The organism is Oceanobacillus sp. MO10714A (assembly GCF_037072045.1).
Taxonomy (GTDB): Bacteria; Bacillota; Bacilli; order Bacillales; family Amphibacillaceae; genus Oceanobacillus; species Oceanobacillus indicireducens.
This window is the reverse complement of sequence record NZ_JAXHDC010000005.1, coordinates 68,983-86,741: the sequence shown is the minus strand read 5'-3', so window position 1 is coordinate 86,741 and position 17,759 is coordinate 68,983. Positions and strand designations below refer to the sequence as shown.

The following is a 17,759-nucleotide window of genomic DNA, read 5'->3' as shown; positions in this document are numbered from 1 at the left end:
GTAGTGAATGAATTTCTTATGAACGCACGATGAAAAGTAAAGAGGTGTTCACTGTGAACAAAGTTCAAAAGTTATCGGATACAGAAATGGAAGTGATGGAAGTCATTTGGGAATGCAACCCTCCTGTTACTTCTAACGAATTATTACATTTGTTTAGCCAAAAGGGAAAAGAATGGAAAGGACAGACTATTTCTACCTTTTTATCACGTTTAGTGAATAAAGGAGCTTTGTCAGTTACAAAACATGGGCGAACGAACAAATATACTCCTCGTATTTCGTTTGAAGATTATAAGTATATGGAAACAAAAAATGTACTTGACGGATTATATCAAGGTTCGATTAAAAATCTAATTTCAGCTTTATATGATGGTGGTAAACTTTCAAATGAAGATATTGAAGAATTAAAAAAATGGTTCTCAGAAAAGTAGGTGGTATTTATGAGTATGATGATTCAACTACTTTTTTCGCTAACTGTTACGGGAAGTATCATTGTTGTTTGTCTTTTTGTACTGCGCCTATTATTACCAAATGCTAACTCAATTAAATGGCACTATAGGATAGGGAAAATGGCAATTGTTTTTAACTTGCTACCTATTGCACTTCTTTTTCAATGGGTTTCGACCTTGTTCACTTTGAAAGCAATTACAACCGTATCAAGTATTGAGTGATGAGAGTAAAGAAGAAGGAGGTTACTATGAATTAGTTTCGGTTAAATTATCTGATGAGTCTAAATTCAATTCCCTAAAGAGGATTGGGTAGAAAACCTTAAACAAATTGAAAATAATGAGGTTATTTTAGAAAAGGAATAAGTAAAATATGCTGTACTTTTCACAGTGCTTCTTGGATTAAAAAAGAAAAAAGATCAACAACTAAAAGTCTTATTTGATATTATGCACTTTCATAATATAATAGGGATGTAAATAAAAGTGTCAAAATTTATTTGTTTTTATCTCCTCATGGTTGATTAACTGATAAAACCAATTTTTTCGATAATAGATTACATTTCGCCATGGAAAGAATTTCATTTGGCAAATTTCTAAAGTGTTTTAAGCCTTTTACATCAAAAAGGTATTTATTGAAAGTTCTACAACAATGGAGTTGTTGGAAAATAAGCAAATTGTATTAATCTAAGAAGGGAGTTATCACGATGGTTTTTGATATGAATATAGTTTCCAACAAGAAAATTTTATTAGTCGATGATGAGGAAGATATTGTTAACCTACTTGAAACAGTTTTGCGTAAAGAAGGTTTTAAGAACATTATAAAGGCAGAAAACGGAATAGAAAGTATAGAAATATGTAAGAGGGAAAAACCAGATCTGATAGTACTTGATATTATGTTGCCGGATATTGATGGTTTTTCAGTTTGCCAAGAAATAAGAAAATATTCTACATCCCCCATTTTGTTTTTATCAGCCAAAAATGAAGAAACCGATAAAATTCTTGGTTTAGGTATAGGTGGTGATGATTACATTACCAAACCCTTTAGCCCCAAAGAAGTAGCCTATCGGATTAAGGCTTATTTTCGGAGGCATCAAATAGATTTAGACAAGCAAACATCTTATTCAATTGGGAATTTAAGTATTAACGAAGAGACAGGTGAAGTTTATAAAAATAGAAATCATGTCATTTTAACAGCTAAAGAATTCCAATTACTATTATTCTTTTGTAAAAATCCCAATCGAATTTTGAGCAAAAATCAACTTTATGAAGCAATCTGGAAAGAAGATTATTTGTCTAATGAAAATACAGTTATGGTTCATATTAGACATCTTCGTGAAAAAATAGAAGATAATCCGTCTAAGCCTATATTTATACGTACCGTTAGAGGACTAGGATATAAATTGGTTACACAGGAGAATAGATAATGAGATGGAAAATAACTGGACTTTATGTTGGGTCACTTTTAATCCTATCATTACTTTTATTATGTATTTTTGTATTTACTATTTGGTTTTCAATTATAGCTGGGGTAAATGTACCTGAAACTGAAAGAAGTCGTTTTCCAGAACAATTTACCTTGGAATTCGAGAAATTTATCATGAATGACAATGGTATGCCGACGGTAAAAAAAGAAGGAGAAGAAAAATTAAAAGAATTTAATGCCTGGTTACAAATCCTCGATAAGAATGGTACAGAAATAGCTAATTGGGGAAAACCCGATGAGGTTAATGACCATTACACACCAAGTGAATTGATCTTTAATTACAAGTATTCTAATAATGGGAATACAATCTTTGTTAGCCGTAAAAATGTGGATAATAAGGAATGGAGTTATGTAATTGGTTTTCCAGAAAATAGAGTATCGAAATATACTGTCCTTTTTAGTCCGAAAAGCTTAGGATACAGAGATCTTATTACCCCGCTAGTGATTATTTTATTGACAGTTATTATTATAGGATATTTATTCGGAAAAAAGTTAAGTCGTCCAGTATTGGATATTATTAATGGCATCACAAAACTAGCAAAAGGTCATTATCATATAAATTATAAAGCTAAAGGGCTTTACAAAAATGTGTATTATGGCCTTAATACATTGGCTAGTACGTTGCATTATAATCAAAGGGAACGTAGACGCTTGGAAAATATGCAAGAAGAATGGATCGCCAATTTGTCACATGATTTAAAAACACCATTATCCTCCATTAAAGGATATGGAGAAGTGCTTTCAGATGAAAAAAACATATCAAACACTAAGGAAGTTGCAGAATATGCAAATATAATAATGAATAAATCATTGTATATTGAATCTCTTATAGAAGATCTTAAACTTACATATCAGCTTAAAAATAATATGCTCCCATTGAATAAAAAAAACATTAATCTTGTAGAACTTCTGAGAACAATTATTATTGCAATTTTAAATACCCCTCAGTATAGAGAACGGGAGATACATTTTGATGTTAACACCGAAAATATACCCTTTTATGGAGATGCAAAGTGGTTAACAAGAGCATTTAATAATCTCATTTTTAATGCTCTAACACATAATTCTAATACAACGGAAATATGGGTTTCTGTCAATCAGACATTTCATGATACCAAAATCACTATTAAAGATAATGGTAAAGGCATCCCCGCGGAGGATTTAGATAATCTATTTGAACGTTATTATCGTGGCACTAATACGAATCGTGATAATGCAGGGACGGGGCTTGGAATGGCGATTGCTAAACAGATTATTACTTCTCATGAAGGTACAATATCTGTAGAAAGCTCTCTTAATAAGGGAACTTGTATATCCATTATCTTTACCAATAAAACCAACTTATGATACATAGATGGTATATAAAAAATCAAAAAATAGCAGTGTTTCAGCTAGTTCTGCTTAAGACAGGAAAAGTTAAATCACATTGAGCTAACAGGGATACATGAAAGACGGTATTCCATGTTAGCTTTTTTATTTTCACATTCGTAATTTTGGCTATGGAAATTGGCTAATAAATTTAAGGTTAAGTTAAGGAAAACTGAAATATGATTTAAGCTTGATCTGCTAACATGGTCTTTAAATAGGTATCGAGAGGAAGTGTAGTAAATGGGGAATGTCATCCTCAAAACGAACAACTTAACAAAACAATTTAAAGGAATTAAACCAGTCCAAAATTTAAATCTTCATGTAGAGGAAGGTTCAGTATATGGCTTTCTGGGACCTAATGGGGCAGGTAAGACAACTACAATCAGAATGCTGTTGGGATTAATGAGACCAACACAAGGAGACGTTCATGTTTTTGGAAAGAATATCAAAGAGGAAAAAATAGAAATACTTAAAAGAGTTGGATCACTTGTAGAGTCACCTTCATATTATCGTAATCTAACGGGTTTTGAGAATTTAGAGGTAACGCGTAAGTTATTGGGCATAAAAAAAACAGAGATTGACCGTGTTCTAAAAATTGTGCGATTAAAAGATGTGGCAGATCGACTCGTGAAAAATTATTCATTAGGTATGAAACAACGCCTAGGAATCGCTCTTGCTCTCCTTAATAACCCTGATCTACTTATATTAGATGAGCCTACTAATGGTTTAGATCCTTCTGGTATTCATGAGATTCGTGAATTAATAAATAAATTACCAAGTGAATATGGGATAACAGTATTAATATCCAGTCACAATCTTAGCGAAATTGAACTAATTGCGACTCATGTAGGGATTATTGGTAATGGTAAATTGTTATTTCAGGGGACAATTGAAGAACTACAAGCAAGAAGTCAACCTTTATTAAAATTACAAACAAATGAACCGAAAAAAGTCCTTGATATATTGAATAAAGAAAATATATTTGGGAGTATTGTGGAAAATAATATTGAAATTATAGGTCATGAGGAAAACGCAGCATTTATTAATAAAATAATTGTAAATTCAGGTTATGATGTATCTCAACTGTGCCTACAGCCTCGTTCATTAGAAGATATTTTCTTGGAGTTAACTGGTTCAAAGGAGACATTATAATGAGTTATCTGAGAATAATGCAAATAGAATGGCAAAAATTAAAAAGAAGTGGAATCATGTATATAGTTTGGGGTGCGCCGTTATTCGTTGTAATGTTACAATTTTTGAATTTTAAATTAAGATACGACATCTTAATACCATCAGGTTCTTCACCTTGGTGGGTCTTTATTCAAGAAGTAGGATCTTTTTGGGGGGCATTAGTATTACCAATTCTTGCAGCGATTATTGCAGCAATTATTTGCGGTCAAGAGCATTCAACTAATGTTTGGAAATATATAATTGCATTACCAATAAAGCGTTGGCAAATTTATACTGGAAAGTTATTAATGACACTTTTCTTATTAACTATTGCTTCCGTTATTTTAATTTGTGGAATGATAATTAGTGGTTTAGTGCTAGGATTTAACGAATTGGTTCCATTGCAGGAGATTTGGTGGCTATTTATTTTCCCATTATTGGGAGTAATAGCGTTAACATCGATACAAATGTGGCTGAGTACGCGATTCCACAATTTATCTATACCAATAGGGGTTGGGATTCTGTGTATAGTTGTATCCCTTTTTGTAGCTCAATCAAGCATTACTTTTTGGTTTCCGTGGGCTTACCCTTTTATGACAGCACCGATAGGTACCCCTTATGAACCTTATTTCTATAGTGGGTTGTCTATTATTGTTGGATTGTTATGCACTCTCATAGGTATCCGTGAATTTTCAAGAAGAGATATATAATGGAAAGGAGAAAATAAAAAAATGCAAGCCTATTTTCGTATGGTAAATGTTGAGATTTTTAAATTAAAGCGTTCATTTATTTGGTTAATCATAATTATAGCTCCCTTAGCTATGATTTTAAATGGATCTTCGAATTTTATTAGATTCCAAGATATGCTTACAAAGGGAGACGATGCAGCTTGGTTGAAGCTATATGTACAAATAGTAATTTGGTTTGGCATTTTGCTTTATCCAATGTCAATAGGGGTTCTTAGTATCTTGATAAGTCGTACAGAGCATGCAGAAAATTCCTGGAAGTATTTATTAGCGCTCCCTTTCCACCGCAGTACAATATATCTGGCTAAGCTAACTAATTTAATGCTCCTAACTGGGATATCAATATTATTCCTTTCTTTTGGTATATATCTTAGCGGGGAAATAATAGGTGTTCAAGGTTCTGTGCCTTACACTTTAATATTTGGAAATACTTTAGTTGGTTGGGTCGCATCATGGCCAATCATATCAATTCAATTATGGTTAAGTATACGTTTCTCTGGAATAGGCATACCTATGGGAATAAGTGCAATTACGGCTATTATAGGAGTAATAGTAACTAATTCACAGTATGCAAAATTATATATTTGGTCGTATCCAGCCCTTAGTATGTTACCAAAAGGTGAGGGGTTTGATACATTTTCTTCTTTATCAATTATGGTGATCTCAAGTATTCTATTCATTATTTTTACTGTAGTTAGTATTTCTGATTTCAAAAAAAGAGATATTCAGTAAAACGGTATTGGTGATCATTGATTCTGTATGTAGTGATTAATAGTATATTTATTACTAGGCAATTTTTATCAATGGTTACTAATATGTTCCTTTTTTCCAAAAGTTAAGATTTATTGGCCATATTTAAATTCATTTATAAGTACTAAGCCCTATATAAACAAAATATTTATTTTGGGGGAGATTGAAATGACAGTATTCATATTGACAAATAATAGCTACTGTTCGTTACTATTTGAAAGTATTCTTAACCACAATGGCATCAATATTAAAATTTATTCAAATTACGAAAAGTTAAAAAAGAGTATTAAAACAAATGAACCTTTAGCCATCTTATTAGACTTACCTAATCCTACGTTAAGAGAATTAATGTATTGGATGGAACTTTTGAGATTAACGTCTGTTCCCGTTTTAATATTAAGTACTGATAAGGAAAATCCAGACAGGATACTTTTAAGACAAAAAACTACCTTGATTTTAGGAGAACCTTTGGTTCAATTTTTTAAAAGCTTACATTTGAATAAGATTGAAGATGGCCAAAGAAATTTGATTGGAGATACCATTCGATTGTCTCCTGATGTAATTTTCAATCTTGCAAAACAATGTATTGTTAAGGGTAATGAAAATATAGACTTATCAATCACGGAATATAAGTTGCTATATATACTGGTATATAATTTGGGAAGTACACTGAGTGCTGACAAGTTAATGAATTGGGTTGATCTCTATAGTATCTCAAGTTTGTACGTCCATATAGCAAATTTAAGGAAAAAGATTGAAAGCGATCCCAAAAGTCCTAATATTCTACTCACAGACAAGGGTAAAGGTTACACCATTAATATGGATAATGTAAATTTTATTAATGAATCCAGCTCCTATTTGTTTTCTCAACAAAACAAATAGGAATAAATACATTACAATCTTTTGGAATATATACATTTGCAAACAGAATATCTGAATTATTAATTGGTATTTCGTTTGTGAAAATTTAATTTTTACTCAAGAATCACAAGGTTAAGTGGGGATTCTTAATATATTAATTATACATTAAGAAAATTTTAGACACAATCTAAAGGATTACCTAGAGAACTTTTTAAGTATTCAATGTATTTTATGTATATGGGATGTAAAAATACCCATAAAAATCGGGGAGAGGAGGGAAATTATAATGGAAAATTTGGAAAATGTAATCAGTAATGTATCAGACGAAGAATTAGCAGAATTGTCAGGTGGTGTCGGATGTGGCTGGGTTTGTACTTTTACTCTAGATTGTCCAGGTACTCGCTGGTTTAACTGTTGTTAATAGAAACCAATCGGTGGGAGAATTTTTCTTGCCGATTGGTTTCTAAATATTAAGTAAAGGAGCTCATATTGTTGGTAACTGAGAATAATATTATTAAAAAGAATATATGGGAGAAAGCAACGTTTTTAAATGAGCAACAAATTGACTTAACGCAAACTAGCAAGGAAGGGCAAGAAAAAGCTGCGGCATGGGTCGAAAGAACTGGTCTTCAACCTTTAGAAATACTTAAGTATCGTCTAAACGAAGATGGTCTTAGTTATTCTGATTTCGTATCTATTCTATCCAACCCTAGTCCTAGATTTATGGGGGAAGAAGAGCCAGCGTGGTTTAAAATTTTAAATTCAGTTTTTAATAATAAAGAGGATATTGTTTTAACAGATGATGATATTAATCCCGAAGAGAGGGAGAAAGCACCTTTTTTTAACATAACTTTACCCTTTCTTATATGGAGTAAAAAAGACATATTAAATCGACTCTATATTTTAAAAGATAACTTTAATCAGTACCCTATCTCTAAGAGGGTATTATCGAGTATATTAAAACCCATTTATCAAAGTTTATTATCCTTATCATGTCAAACTTTAATTTTAGAATTAAATACCAAAAGAGTACAACGAAAATTAGTTGGTTCTACCAAAGAAGAAAGATTTGATAATTTTATTTCCTCCCACATTACAAAATCAGAGGACATTGTGTCCTTGCTTGAAAAATACCCAGTATTAGGTCGTTTAATGATTACTTCCATGAAAAATATTATTAATTCTAGGTTGGAAGCAATAGAAAACTATTTAGTTGACTATATTGATATCCAAGAAAAATTCGGTAGTGATTATAACGAATTAATTTCAATTGAGGGCAATGTTGGGGATATGCATAATAATGGTCGAAGTGTTTTAATCCTTTCATTTCTTTCCGGAAAAAAGTTAATATATAAACCGCGCTCTTTAGCAATTGATCAACATTTTCAAGAGTTTTTATCCTGGATGAATGATAAGGGAGCTAAACCAAAGTTTAAAATAATGAAGGTTATTGATCGTACCACGTATGGATGGCAGGAATTCATTGAAACTAAAGAATGTATGGAATTGGAACAGGTTAGTAGATTTTATCAGCGGCAAGGTGGATTTCTAGCAATATCGTATTTATTAAATGCTACTGATTTTCACTCGGAGAATATAATTGCCTCAGGTGAACACCCTTTTTTTATTGACCTTGAATCATTATTTCAAAATCGTATTCCAGCCTTTACAAAAAAGAATGCATCTCAGTTAGCATCTAATAAACTAATGAACTCTGTTTTAAGAACTGGTTTACTTCCAGTTTCATTATTTAAAAATGGTGTGTTAAAGGGGATTGAAGTGAGCGGATTAGGTGGATATAAGGGGCAAGCAATTCCTAAATCTACGTATGGCTTTGTAAATGTAAGAACCGATGAGATGAGAATGGAAAAGAAACAATTTTATTTAGAAGAAGGTAATAATCGACCGAGTATTAACGGTAAAACAATAAACTCAGAAGAATATATTCAAGAAATAACAGAAGGATTTTATAATACGTATCAACTATTTCTATCTAATAAGCAGGAATTAAAATCTGAAAGTGGTCCTATTGCAAAGTTTAAAAATGATTCTGTTCGAGCTATTATACGAGATACACAAACATACGGCACAATGCTAGAAGCCGGAATGCATCCGAAAAATTTAAAACATGGATTGTTACGTGTGCAATTATTTGATTTTATGTGGAGGTTTGTAAAACAAGTACCTAAAATCTCTAAAGTTGTTCCTTCCGAGAATGGAGATCTACTTCAAGGGGACATTCCTTCATTTATAACAACTGTATCCTCTTGCCATATTTGGGATAACAGAGGGAAAAAAATAAAAAATTTCTACGAGCAGGATAGCTTATCTGCGACTTTTATACTGTTAGAACGGTTAAATCAGAAAGATTGTCAAGAACAGATACAAATGATTAAGACATCAATGGCCACTATGATTAAAAAATGGGATGCTAAACTTGCATATCGTGACCCAATGCAAAAGCAAGTAAATACGTTAGCAACTCGCGATGAATTTATAACTGCAGCTATTGACATAGGAGAACGTTTGGAGAAAAAAGCCATTTGGGGTGCTGATGGCAAAACAGTAACATGGATAGGGTTAGGTGCGGATGAACATGACCAGTGGCTATTTACTCCCCTAGATTCAAGTTTATATGATGGTCTAATGGGAGTTACAATATTTTATGCTTATTTATCCAAGGAGACTGGTATAGAAAAATTTGAAAAAATAGCGCGTGCTTCCCTAAATTCAGCAAGGGAATTTTTAAATGCCGATGATACTATAAAATCATTATCTGCCTTCCATGGCTATTCTTCAGCTATATATGGATTAATGCACCTTTCTAACATATGGGAAGAAGATGAACTTCTAGATGAGGCTATTTATCTATTAGATAAAGTTGAGCCTTTGATTGAAAAAGATGTATTATATGACCTATTAAGTGGGAGTGCGGGTACTATACTAGTTTGTTTACGTTTATATTCATTAACGGGTGAGAAAAAGGCGTTGGATATAGCAGAAAAATGTGGCCGACACTTACTAAAAAATGCCCAACCGCTTGAAATTGGATGTGGTTGGTCCTTTAATATCGGCGCTGGTCATGAACCAATAGCTGGACTTTCACACGGATCAGCTGGAATAGCATGGGCTTTAATTGAACTAACTCATGTCACAAAGGATGACAGATACCTTGAAAAAGCCTTACAGACTATCGAATTTGAAAGAACCTTATTTAATGAGGAAGAAGGAAACTGGACCGATACTCGTTTTCTGGAGAAGAGAGAGGAATTGGGTTTAGGCATACCAGTTCAATGGTGTCATGGCGCGGCGGGTATTACACTTGGTCGTCTAATGATACAAAAATATTATAGTGATCCTAAAATTGATATTGAAATCAAAGTAGGAATTGATACTACTTTAAAAACGGGATTTGGTGGAAGCCATTGTTTATGTCACGGTGATTTTGGTAATTTAGAAGTTTTACTTTCGTCTGGTATGAGGTTAAATGACGAATATTTAAAAGGAAAGGCCTATGAATTTGGAACAAAATCATTATTAGATGCGAAACAGGATGGTTGGTTTTGTGGAATTCCGCAAGAAGAAGAAACTCCAAGTTTAATGCTTGGTCTATCAGGAATTGGATACGGGCTTCTTCGCCTAGCTAATCCTGATAAAGTGCCACCTGTTGTCTTACTTGCCCCTCCTGTAAAATAATTTTAGATAGGATAATTAATTATGATAACAACAAATAGAAGAAATAGAGATAGGGAACATGTCAGTCGTTTTCGAGTTCCCTTTATTGAACAAATGGAGCAATCGGAATGCGGTATTTGTTGTCTGGCAATGATCTTATCTTATTATAAACATAACATCTCACTTTCTAAGCTACGTGAAATAGGGGGAGGTGGACGTGATGGTACCAACCTTCTTACTTTAAGAAATATAGCTCGTTCATTAGGTATGGAAAGTGAGGGTCAGAAGGTTTCAATAGATAGGCTCAAAGAAATATCACAGCCAGCTATTTTATATTGGGCGAACAACCACTTTGTGGTATTAGAAAGGGTTAAGAAGAACAAAGTTTGCATTCTTGATCCAGCGATTGGTAGAAGGGTCATTGATAAAAATGAATTAGAAAACGGCTATTCCGGTATGGCATTATTACTAAAGCCAACGAAAAAGTTAACTAAGATTAAGGCTAAATCTGTTTGGGCAAAGCTTCTAAAGATGATGCTAAAAGAAAAATGGCTAGTCTCTACAATTCTAGTATGGGCATTGTGGCTACAAATATTGGCTTTATTAACACCAATGTTAACTCAATATATTACGGATCAAATTTTAATGCCTGAAAATATGGAGCCGATGAAAATAGTTGCAGTAGGTATGCTCTTTCTACTCGCATTTCAAACTATTTTTACCTTTTTAAGATCTAGATACTTGGTCAAACTTCAAAATGCATTGGATTGGCAATTAATGAGTGTTTTTTTTCATCACTTACTTCGTTTACCATACAAGTTTTTCCAACTACGTACTAGTGGCGACTTAATTTTAAGGGCTAATAGTAACATGATTATAAGGGAAGTTCTTTCTTCCCGTCTGGTCAATGCCATATTGGATGGCGGTTTTATTATTGTCTTTGTTATTTACATGTTACAACAATCGTTGATCATGACAAGCTGGGTCTTATTAATTGGCTTTGTTCAGGTGATAATCGTTAGTTTATCTAACTTACTAATGAAACGATATTCACAAGAGGAATTACTTAGGCAAACTGCGGCTTCTAGTTACTTAACAGAAGCGATACATGGGATTTCAGTTGTAAAATCAACAGGTGCAGAGGACGTAACATATAACGATTGGTCCAATCTTTTTAAAAAGCAAATTACAGCAGCACGTCGGAGAGGCATGTTATCTGCGAATACTGAATCAATTACTAATATTTTAAAATTTGCAGCCCCATTAATTCTATTATGGATTGGTACACATCAAGTCATTTCGAATCAAATGACATTGGGGGCAATGTTTGCTTTTTTTACAATAGCTAGCTCTTTTTTTGGACCATTAACCTCGCTTGTGACAACTTTTAATCAAATAATAATTGTCGGAGTTTATTTAAATAGGGTTTTAGATATTATAGAGTCGCCTACTGAGCAAGGTGAAAAAAATACAATAAAGCTCAAAAAGCTAGAAGGGGAAATAGAGCTAAGAAATGTTAGTTTTAAATACCATTTATCCGGAAAAAAAGTAGTTAACAATGTTTCTTTGAAGATTTCTAAGGGGCAGAAAGTGGCTTTAGTCGGTGTTTCAGGTTCAGGTAAAAGTACACTAGCTCATTTGCTAATTGGACTTTATGATCCTAATGAAGGTGAAATTTTATATGATGGGCATGATTTATCTGCAATTAACAAATCTGATTTAAGAAAACAACTGGGTGTAGTTACGCAAGATACATTTTTATTTAATCGTTCAGTTTTTGATAATATAGCAATGTATAACCCTAATACAAGTTATGATCAGGTTATTAATGCCTCTAAAATTGCAGGAATACACGATACAATTATAAGTATGCCTATGAAATATGAAACTATAATTTCTGAAATGGGGTCAAATATATCTGGGGGACAAAGGCAACGAATTGCATTAGCAAGAGCAATCTGTCAAAACCCTTCAGTATTGTTACTTGATGAAGCAACAAGTGCACTTGACACCCTAACAGAACAAAAAGTTGATCAATGCTTATCAAATCTAGATTGTACCCGCATTGTTATTGCACATAGAATGAGTACTATAAAAAATGCAGATAGCATTATTGTTATACACGATGGCCAGATAGTTGAGCAAGGAACTCATGAGGAATTAATGAATTTAGAAATGTACTATGCAGATTTATATGCAACAAAGGTAATTAAAGAAAAGGAAGAACAAAAAATAATGAAAGCTGGGATATAATATGAAACGCTTATTCAAGTGGACATTTCTTATATTTATAGCCTTGATTCCAATTATTCTCATATATGTAATAAATAATCCGAAAGGCGTTGCCGAAATATTTGTGGATATGGGTGGATTTGATAAAGGTGACAAGCTGCCTTACATTTCCGGAGAAGAAGTTGAAGGCAAGGAATATAATACAAAGGAACTCCGTGATAATAGATTTATTATTATGGTCTCAAAAAGCGATTGTGAGGTATGCAAAAGTGCCTATCCTACATTAAAGAAACTTAAAGAGGAAAAAACTCCTTTTGTTATGGTTGGAAAAGGAGATAAGAAGGAATATGAGCAAGTAAAGAAAAATCATAATTTTAATTTTCCCATCATAATTGCTGATAAAAAAATACAGTCTGACTTAAAAATGAAAGTATTTCCAGTCTTTTATGTGGTAGACGAAAACGGAACTATAATAAAACGGCTAAATGGGTTTAACGAAGAAGATTTTAATGAATTATTAAAAGAAGTTGAGAAAAGTGCATAATAAAAACCATCAAAACTTAATAATGAATTGCTTGATTACACGTCCCTAAAATGTACCAACTAAGTTATAGTTTTTACCATCGAATGACAAAAAATATACCCGTAAATGCCATGTACTTACCACTTAATATCTTTGTATACCTAATGAGCACACCCGTGGGTGTGACATTTTTTTATATTGGAAGTATTTTTTATTTTTTAATGATCCATTATCAAAAGATATTTGAATTACATAATGAGGGAATCAGTCTTAGATTCATTACTGCAAGTACTTCTAACTCTCATCAAAAAGTAACAGAGGTTATTCGTTTGGGAGAATAGAAAGGATTAGTTTGACCTTTAAAGACGAAGAAATGGACGGATCAATGGATTGAAGAGTTTCCTTTTCTAGAGTGGAATTTCAAGGGTTCGGGGTGATAACCTTGAAACTTTTATTATATTCATGAAGAGTTATCGAAGCCTAATTTGAAACCTTCCCTCCTTCATAATGAATATGAAGCTGTGTGTCGCGGCGAATTACAGAACCCTTACTCGTATCGCAGCTTTTTGTGTCATTACAATAAAGCTGCAAATAACTACAAAGCCACTTTACGTATTCGTAGAAAACCAGGTGAAATTGTTGAAGTTGATTGGACAAGATTCACCTCCTTCATCATTGATAGAGATATTGGTAAGAAAGTAAAAGCAATGTTTTCGTCGCGACACTCCTATGCAGTCAATTATCTAAGCAGAGGCAACTTTATATATGGAATTGCATTCATGGATTACCGCACATAACCATAAACATAAGTATTTTGGTGACACTTCACAAATTATTGTCCAGACAATCTTAAAGCAAGCATCACAAAACATACCACACGTGAGTTGGAGTTAAATTTGATGGTTCAAACATAAGTATTAATGGGTCTATATACCATAGTTAAAAAAGTGTCTAACTTTTAAAGGCTATATACAAAAATAACCACCTATAAAACTTTAAGGTAGTTATTTTCATAGCTTACTAGCAAAAGATAAAAGCAAGTCTCTTAACACCAGAAGTTCTAGCTTTAGTTGTGATTTATTTACAAGTATATTTAAAAATATGAAAAAAATATTATTGCTCAGCTGACTTATGTTCGGTTGGGTTTTTTCTGGCTTGGGGCGATTTTTTTTAAAAAAGCTCTTATTTTTGGCATTTCATAAAAAATCTTGTTGAAGGTTATGAAAGGGGAAATCATCGCCCACCTTTGCAGTTGCGAAGGGAGAGGAAATGCATGATAGAACCAAATCGTACCGAATGGCAAATACGCTGTGCATTTAACGCTTTTGGTAAACAAGTATTGAGGTATGAAGCAATCAACATTTACAACGAAAGACGACAGCAACAGGCAAAGGAGCTGACATTTTCTGATCTCACACCACAAGAAGAAAATCAACTTTATACCTTAGATAAGCAATATGAAGGAGAAGAAGGACAAAGTTTTCAAGTGGCTGGAAAGAAAATCACTCCGAAATTACTTGCTGAAGCAATGCGTACTTTGCCAAAAGAAAAGCGTATCACTGTTCTACTATACTATTTTTTGCAACTGTCTGATGTGGAAATTGGTCAACTACTCAATATTCCACGCAGTACCGTTCAGTATAGACGGACAAGCTCTTTTGAACGGTTAAAACAGTTTTTGGAGGAACATGCAGATGAATGGGATGATTAATTCTAATGTTGAAAACAACGAGTGTGGCTTGTTGCCGTATCAGCTGCAAATAAGGGTGAGCTAGAAGCAATGAAAGTAGTTGTTCTACATTATAAAAGCTATATGACAAGTTTATCCATGCGTAAGCTTCGTGATGAGCAAGGAAATACTTATTGGGGCATCGACGAAGATACACGTGATCGCTTACGTTCAAAGCTTATGCAAGCTGTTTTGGCTTTCAAAATTTAACTAAATAATGGCTAGGTTTTTCCTTTCAATAATCATATGTTTGTTCTTTGACAAAGAAAACACGGAAGATAACACCGTGCAGTATAAAACGAAAAAAATCAGATACGTTCTACTGGTGGTGAGCCACTTGATTCATACGCCATGACCTTCGTTAGAAGTGAGCGATAATCTATGAGTCTAATACAATCGTGGTGGATTGCTGGCGATAACCCATCAGTATGATAATGATACTCCCCTACCGTCATGGTTCGAGCGTTCAAAGCGTCGCAAGCTATGAGTAGGGCTGGAAGAAATGCGTATGTTAAGTGAAACAAGTGGAAATAAAAAAATCCATCAATTCAAGCAAAAGCTGGTAACGTTGGAAAAGCGTATCGAAGAAATTGATCATATCATTATGAAACTCTTTGAGCAAAATGCATTAGGAAAAGTTACAGATGAACGCTTTTCCAAGATGTCGTTGACCTATGAATCGGAACAAAAGGAAGTAACTCAGAGATATAAGGAATTGCAATCTAAAGTAAATACCGAAGAAAAGAAAACACCAAGTACCAACAAATTTATGGAGCCTATTCGCAAGTACGAGACAGTTACTGAATTAAAAAAGAACGAAAGCAACGGGTAGAAATTAATTATAGATTTCTAGCAGGGTCTCAATGTGGTATTGCCTGATTAGAGAGGAAGAATGAGAGTGTGATTGAAGTAGAAAGACGCATGTTACACGTTTTTCCCGCAATTGCGGAACATGCGTCTTTTTCTCTTTTGCTTCATCTTATTCAAATTGACATCTGAGATTTTCTGAAAATAAACAGGCGTAAACCTGGTCTTGACTCAATTGCTTGTTAAAAACACCTTCCCTTGAACCTTTTTAGCCTCAACAGCATGTATAGCCGATTTAATATCTAATAAATCATATGTAGAATCTGCAACCATCAGCTGCAATTTCTGCTCACCTAATAATCTGATCACATGATCAAAGGCTCCCCGCCATTCATTTTATTCCAATTCCGCAAGTGAAATAGATTAACTTTCACTTTTGCTTTATTTACAATTTCCATCCAGTTCACTTGCATCCCTGATAAAAGGCCGATTGTTAAGAATTTACCATTCGGACGTACACAAAAGGCCAACTCGTTACCAGAAGGGCCTCCAACCGAATCGATAGCGGCAACCGCACCCCTTCCATTTGTTAACTCCATAACGGTTTCAGTTAGAGAAGCGCTTGAAGTGTTTATAACATAAGAGGCACCTAAATCAAGTAAATCTTCCGTAAATTTATCATTTCGTGTAACTGCAACTAATTTAAATCCTAGCACCTTCGCTAATTGAGCAAATATCCGACCAATGGAAGACCCGCACGCATTAACCAATAAAGTATCATTGGGCTGTAATTTCAACACCTCTGTACAAATCACCCATGCTGTAATCGGATTGATGTACATCTGCGCTGCTGTAAAATCATCAATGAACTCTGGTATCGGAACTGCAAAATCCGTTGAGGTCTTCACATACGCTTGCCACGTCCCCTCCCCGCGCAAGGCTAAGACACGTCTTCCGATAAGTTGGTTGGACACGTTTAAACCTACTTCTTCCACCACACCTACACCTTCATAACCGGGAATAGTTGGTAAGGATATACGATGGGAGTAAGCCCCTCTAATTGGAATAAGATCGGAAGGATTAATAGGACGTGCTAACATTCGAACAAGAACTTCATTCTCTTTTGGTGGCTTAACTATCTTATCCTCAACACTTAACACATCCTTGGGACTGCCAAATTCATAGAATTTAACACATGTTGCATTCATTGCATGCCTCCTTGCTGGCAATTAAATTTTTTAATAATGAATGATTCGAGTCTTACAGATTTATCACGCATTAACGGTCTGTAATACCCCCACTGAATGAAGTTTCACTTTATTAAAAATCATAGGCTAATGTTGTTTAAACTGGGACTAATCTGCTAAACTATTTCCGCGTGCCAAAAACCGTGTGACGTCTCTGTTCCGTCCCACTTATTTCATGAGGTAGATAAGCATTGTAAATCCCCAAAGAAGATATGCAAGCTGAGTTGTAATATACATCGTGAATTCAAAAGGGGTCAGCTTCCTTTCCCTTTTGATTTTCTTTAAGTGTCTATAGTAAAAAAATGAACTCAATAATAGCAATAAGATGGAGAGTTGATGTAACTGTTCTAGTAAGGTTTCCAACAGGACTGCCTCCTTTTATTCGATTAATCTTTGGCCCAAATGAATAGGCAAGGTCATGAACGAATGACCTTGCCATTTATTTTATCGCTCCATCCCATTTCTAACAAGTAATTTCCTACTCCGATAAACCATCATGCTTACAATCAATAGCAATATTCCAGAAAATACAAATACCATTCTAATCCCAAATAAATCTGCTAATACCCCCATCATAAAAGGAATTTACGGACTGTATATCCCCACCTTCACATGTTGAGCATCGCTCATGTTTAGAAGTGGAGATATTACAGTCCGTTAATACGTGATAAATCCGGGGGAAAGAGGACTTATCTTATATTTTAACCTTTACAAATATTTCTGTT

General features: G+C 33.8%; 18 protein-coding genes and 1 pseudogene. 16 read left to right on the top strand and 3 right to left on the bottom strand.

Annotation, left to right across the window (positions count from 1 at the left end; translation table 11 throughout):
* The first annotated feature begins 53 nt into the window (after positions 1-53).
* The 16 genes from SPD53_RS05985 (at position 54) to SPD53_RS05910 (ending at position 15,812) form a co-directional block, all read left to right on the top strand.
* On the top strand, positions 54-428 hold the full coding sequence (locus SPD53_RS05985) for a BlaI/MecI/CopY family transcriptional regulator (protein ID WP_156857659.1): 375 nt from the start codon (positions 54-56) through the stop codon (positions 426-428).
* 9 nt (positions 429-437) lie between these two features.
* The gene (locus SPD53_RS05980) at positions 438-668 is read left to right on the top strand and encodes a hypothetical protein (protein ID WP_336251944.1); all 231 of its coding nucleotides are present in this window, start codon (positions 438-440) and stop codon (positions 666-668) included.
* A gap of 479 nt (positions 669-1,147) precedes the next feature.
* Positions 1,148-1,867: a response regulator transcription factor gene (locus SPD53_RS05975; protein WP_156858068.1), complete on the top strand. Its 720-nt coding sequence runs from the start codon at positions 1,148-1,150 to the stop codon at positions 1,865-1,867.
* Positions 1,867-3,273: a sensor histidine kinase gene (locus SPD53_RS05970; protein ID WP_156858067.1), complete on the top strand. Its 1,407-nt coding sequence runs from the start codon at positions 1,867-1,869 to the stop codon at positions 3,271-3,273. The genes SPD53_RS05975 and SPD53_RS05970 overlap by 1 nt, the downstream gene beginning before the upstream one ends.
* A gap of 261 nt (positions 3,274-3,534) precedes the next feature.
* The gene (locus SPD53_RS05965; protein WP_156858066.1) at positions 3,535-4,446 is read left to right on the top strand and encodes an ABC transporter ATP-binding protein; all 912 of its coding nucleotides are present in this window, start codon (positions 3,535-3,537) and stop codon (positions 4,444-4,446) included.
* Complete coding sequence (locus SPD53_RS05960) at positions 4,446-5,174, top strand: ABC transporter permease (protein WP_336251943.1); 729 nt, start codon at positions 4,446-4,448, stop codon at positions 5,172-5,174. Before SPD53_RS05965 ends, SPD53_RS05960 begins: the two co-directional genes overlap by 1 nt.
* Before the next feature lie 39 nt (positions 5,175-5,213).
* Positions 5,214-5,942 carry an ABC transporter permease gene (locus SPD53_RS05955; RefSeq protein ID WP_336251942.1) on the top strand — a complete coding sequence of 243 codons (729 nt, stop codon included), beginning with the start codon at positions 5,214-5,216 and terminating at the stop codon, positions 5,940-5,942.
* Between the two features lie 186 nt (positions 5,943-6,128).
* The gene (locus SPD53_RS05950) at positions 6,129-6,842 is read left to right on the top strand and encodes a winged helix-turn-helix domain-containing protein (protein ID WP_336251941.1); all 714 of its coding nucleotides are present in this window, start codon (positions 6,129-6,131) and stop codon (positions 6,840-6,842) included.
* Between the two features lie 265 nt (positions 6,843-7,107).
* Positions 7,108-7,242: a type A2 lanthipeptide gene (locus SPD53_RS05945; RefSeq protein ID WP_156858062.1), complete on the top strand. Its 135-nt coding sequence runs from the start codon at positions 7,108-7,110 to the stop codon at positions 7,240-7,242.
* A gap of 71 nt (positions 7,243-7,313) precedes the next feature.
* Positions 7,314-10,517: a type 2 lanthipeptide synthetase LanM family protein gene (locus tag SPD53_RS05940; protein WP_336251940.1), complete on the top strand. Its 3,204-nt coding sequence runs from the start codon at positions 7,314-7,316 to the stop codon at positions 10,515-10,517.
* A gap of 21 nt (positions 10,518-10,538) precedes the next feature.
* Complete coding sequence (locus tag SPD53_RS05935; RefSeq protein WP_336251939.1) at positions 10,539-12,749, top strand: peptidase domain-containing ABC transporter; 2,211 nt, start codon at positions 10,539-10,541, stop codon at positions 12,747-12,749.
* Position 12,750: 1 nt separating this feature from the next.
* Positions 12,751-13,272: a TlpA family protein disulfide reductase gene (locus SPD53_RS05930; protein WP_336251938.1), complete on the top strand. Its 522-nt coding sequence runs from the start codon at positions 12,751-12,753 to the stop codon at positions 13,270-13,272.
* Between the two features lie 464 nt (positions 13,273-13,736).
* Positions 13,737-14,048 (top strand): hypothetical protein, encoded by a 312-nt coding sequence (locus SPD53_RS05925; RefSeq protein WP_336251937.1) that lies wholly within the window; start codon positions 13,737-13,739, stop codon positions 14,046-14,048.
* A gap of 476 nt (positions 14,049-14,524) precedes the next feature.
* Positions 14,525-14,962 carry an RNA polymerase sigma factor gene (locus tag SPD53_RS05920; RefSeq protein ID WP_336251936.1) on the top strand — a complete coding sequence of 146 codons (438 nt, stop codon included), beginning with the start codon at positions 14,525-14,527 and terminating at the stop codon, positions 14,960-14,962.
* A gap of 21 nt (positions 14,963-14,983) precedes the next feature.
* The gene (locus SPD53_RS05915) at positions 14,984-15,190 is read left to right on the top strand and encodes a helix-turn-helix domain-containing protein (protein WP_442946173.1); all 207 of its coding nucleotides are present in this window, start codon (positions 14,984-14,986) and stop codon (positions 15,188-15,190) included.
* Between the two features lie 298 nt (positions 15,191-15,488).
* Positions 15,489-15,812 (top strand): hypothetical protein, encoded by a 324-nt coding sequence (locus SPD53_RS05910; protein ID WP_336251935.1) that lies wholly within the window; start codon positions 15,489-15,491, stop codon positions 15,810-15,812.
* Between the two features lie 206 nt (positions 15,813-16,018).
* Here SPD53_RS05910 and SPD53_RS05905 read toward each other — a convergent pair.
* The 3 genes and pseudogenes from SPD53_RS05905 to SPD53_RS05895 all read right to left on the bottom strand — a co-directional run bounded on the left by SPD53_RS05905 (position 16,019) and on the right by SPD53_RS05895 (position 17,610).
* A pseudogene (locus SPD53_RS05905) lies at positions 16,019-16,995 on the bottom strand (zinc-dependent alcohol dehydrogenase family protein).
* Positions 16,996-17,202: 207 nt separating this feature from the next.
* Positions 17,203-17,400 carry a hypothetical protein gene (locus SPD53_RS05900; protein WP_336251986.1) on the bottom strand — a complete coding sequence of 66 codons (198 nt, stop codon included), beginning with the start codon at positions 17,398-17,400 and terminating at the stop codon, positions 17,203-17,205.
* Between the two features lie 78 nt (positions 17,401-17,478).
* Positions 17,479-17,610: a hypothetical protein gene (locus tag SPD53_RS05895; RefSeq protein ID WP_336251934.1), complete on the bottom strand. Its 132-nt coding sequence runs from the start codon at positions 17,608-17,610 to the stop codon at positions 17,479-17,481.
* Between the last annotated feature and the right edge of the window lie 149 nt (positions 17,611-17,759).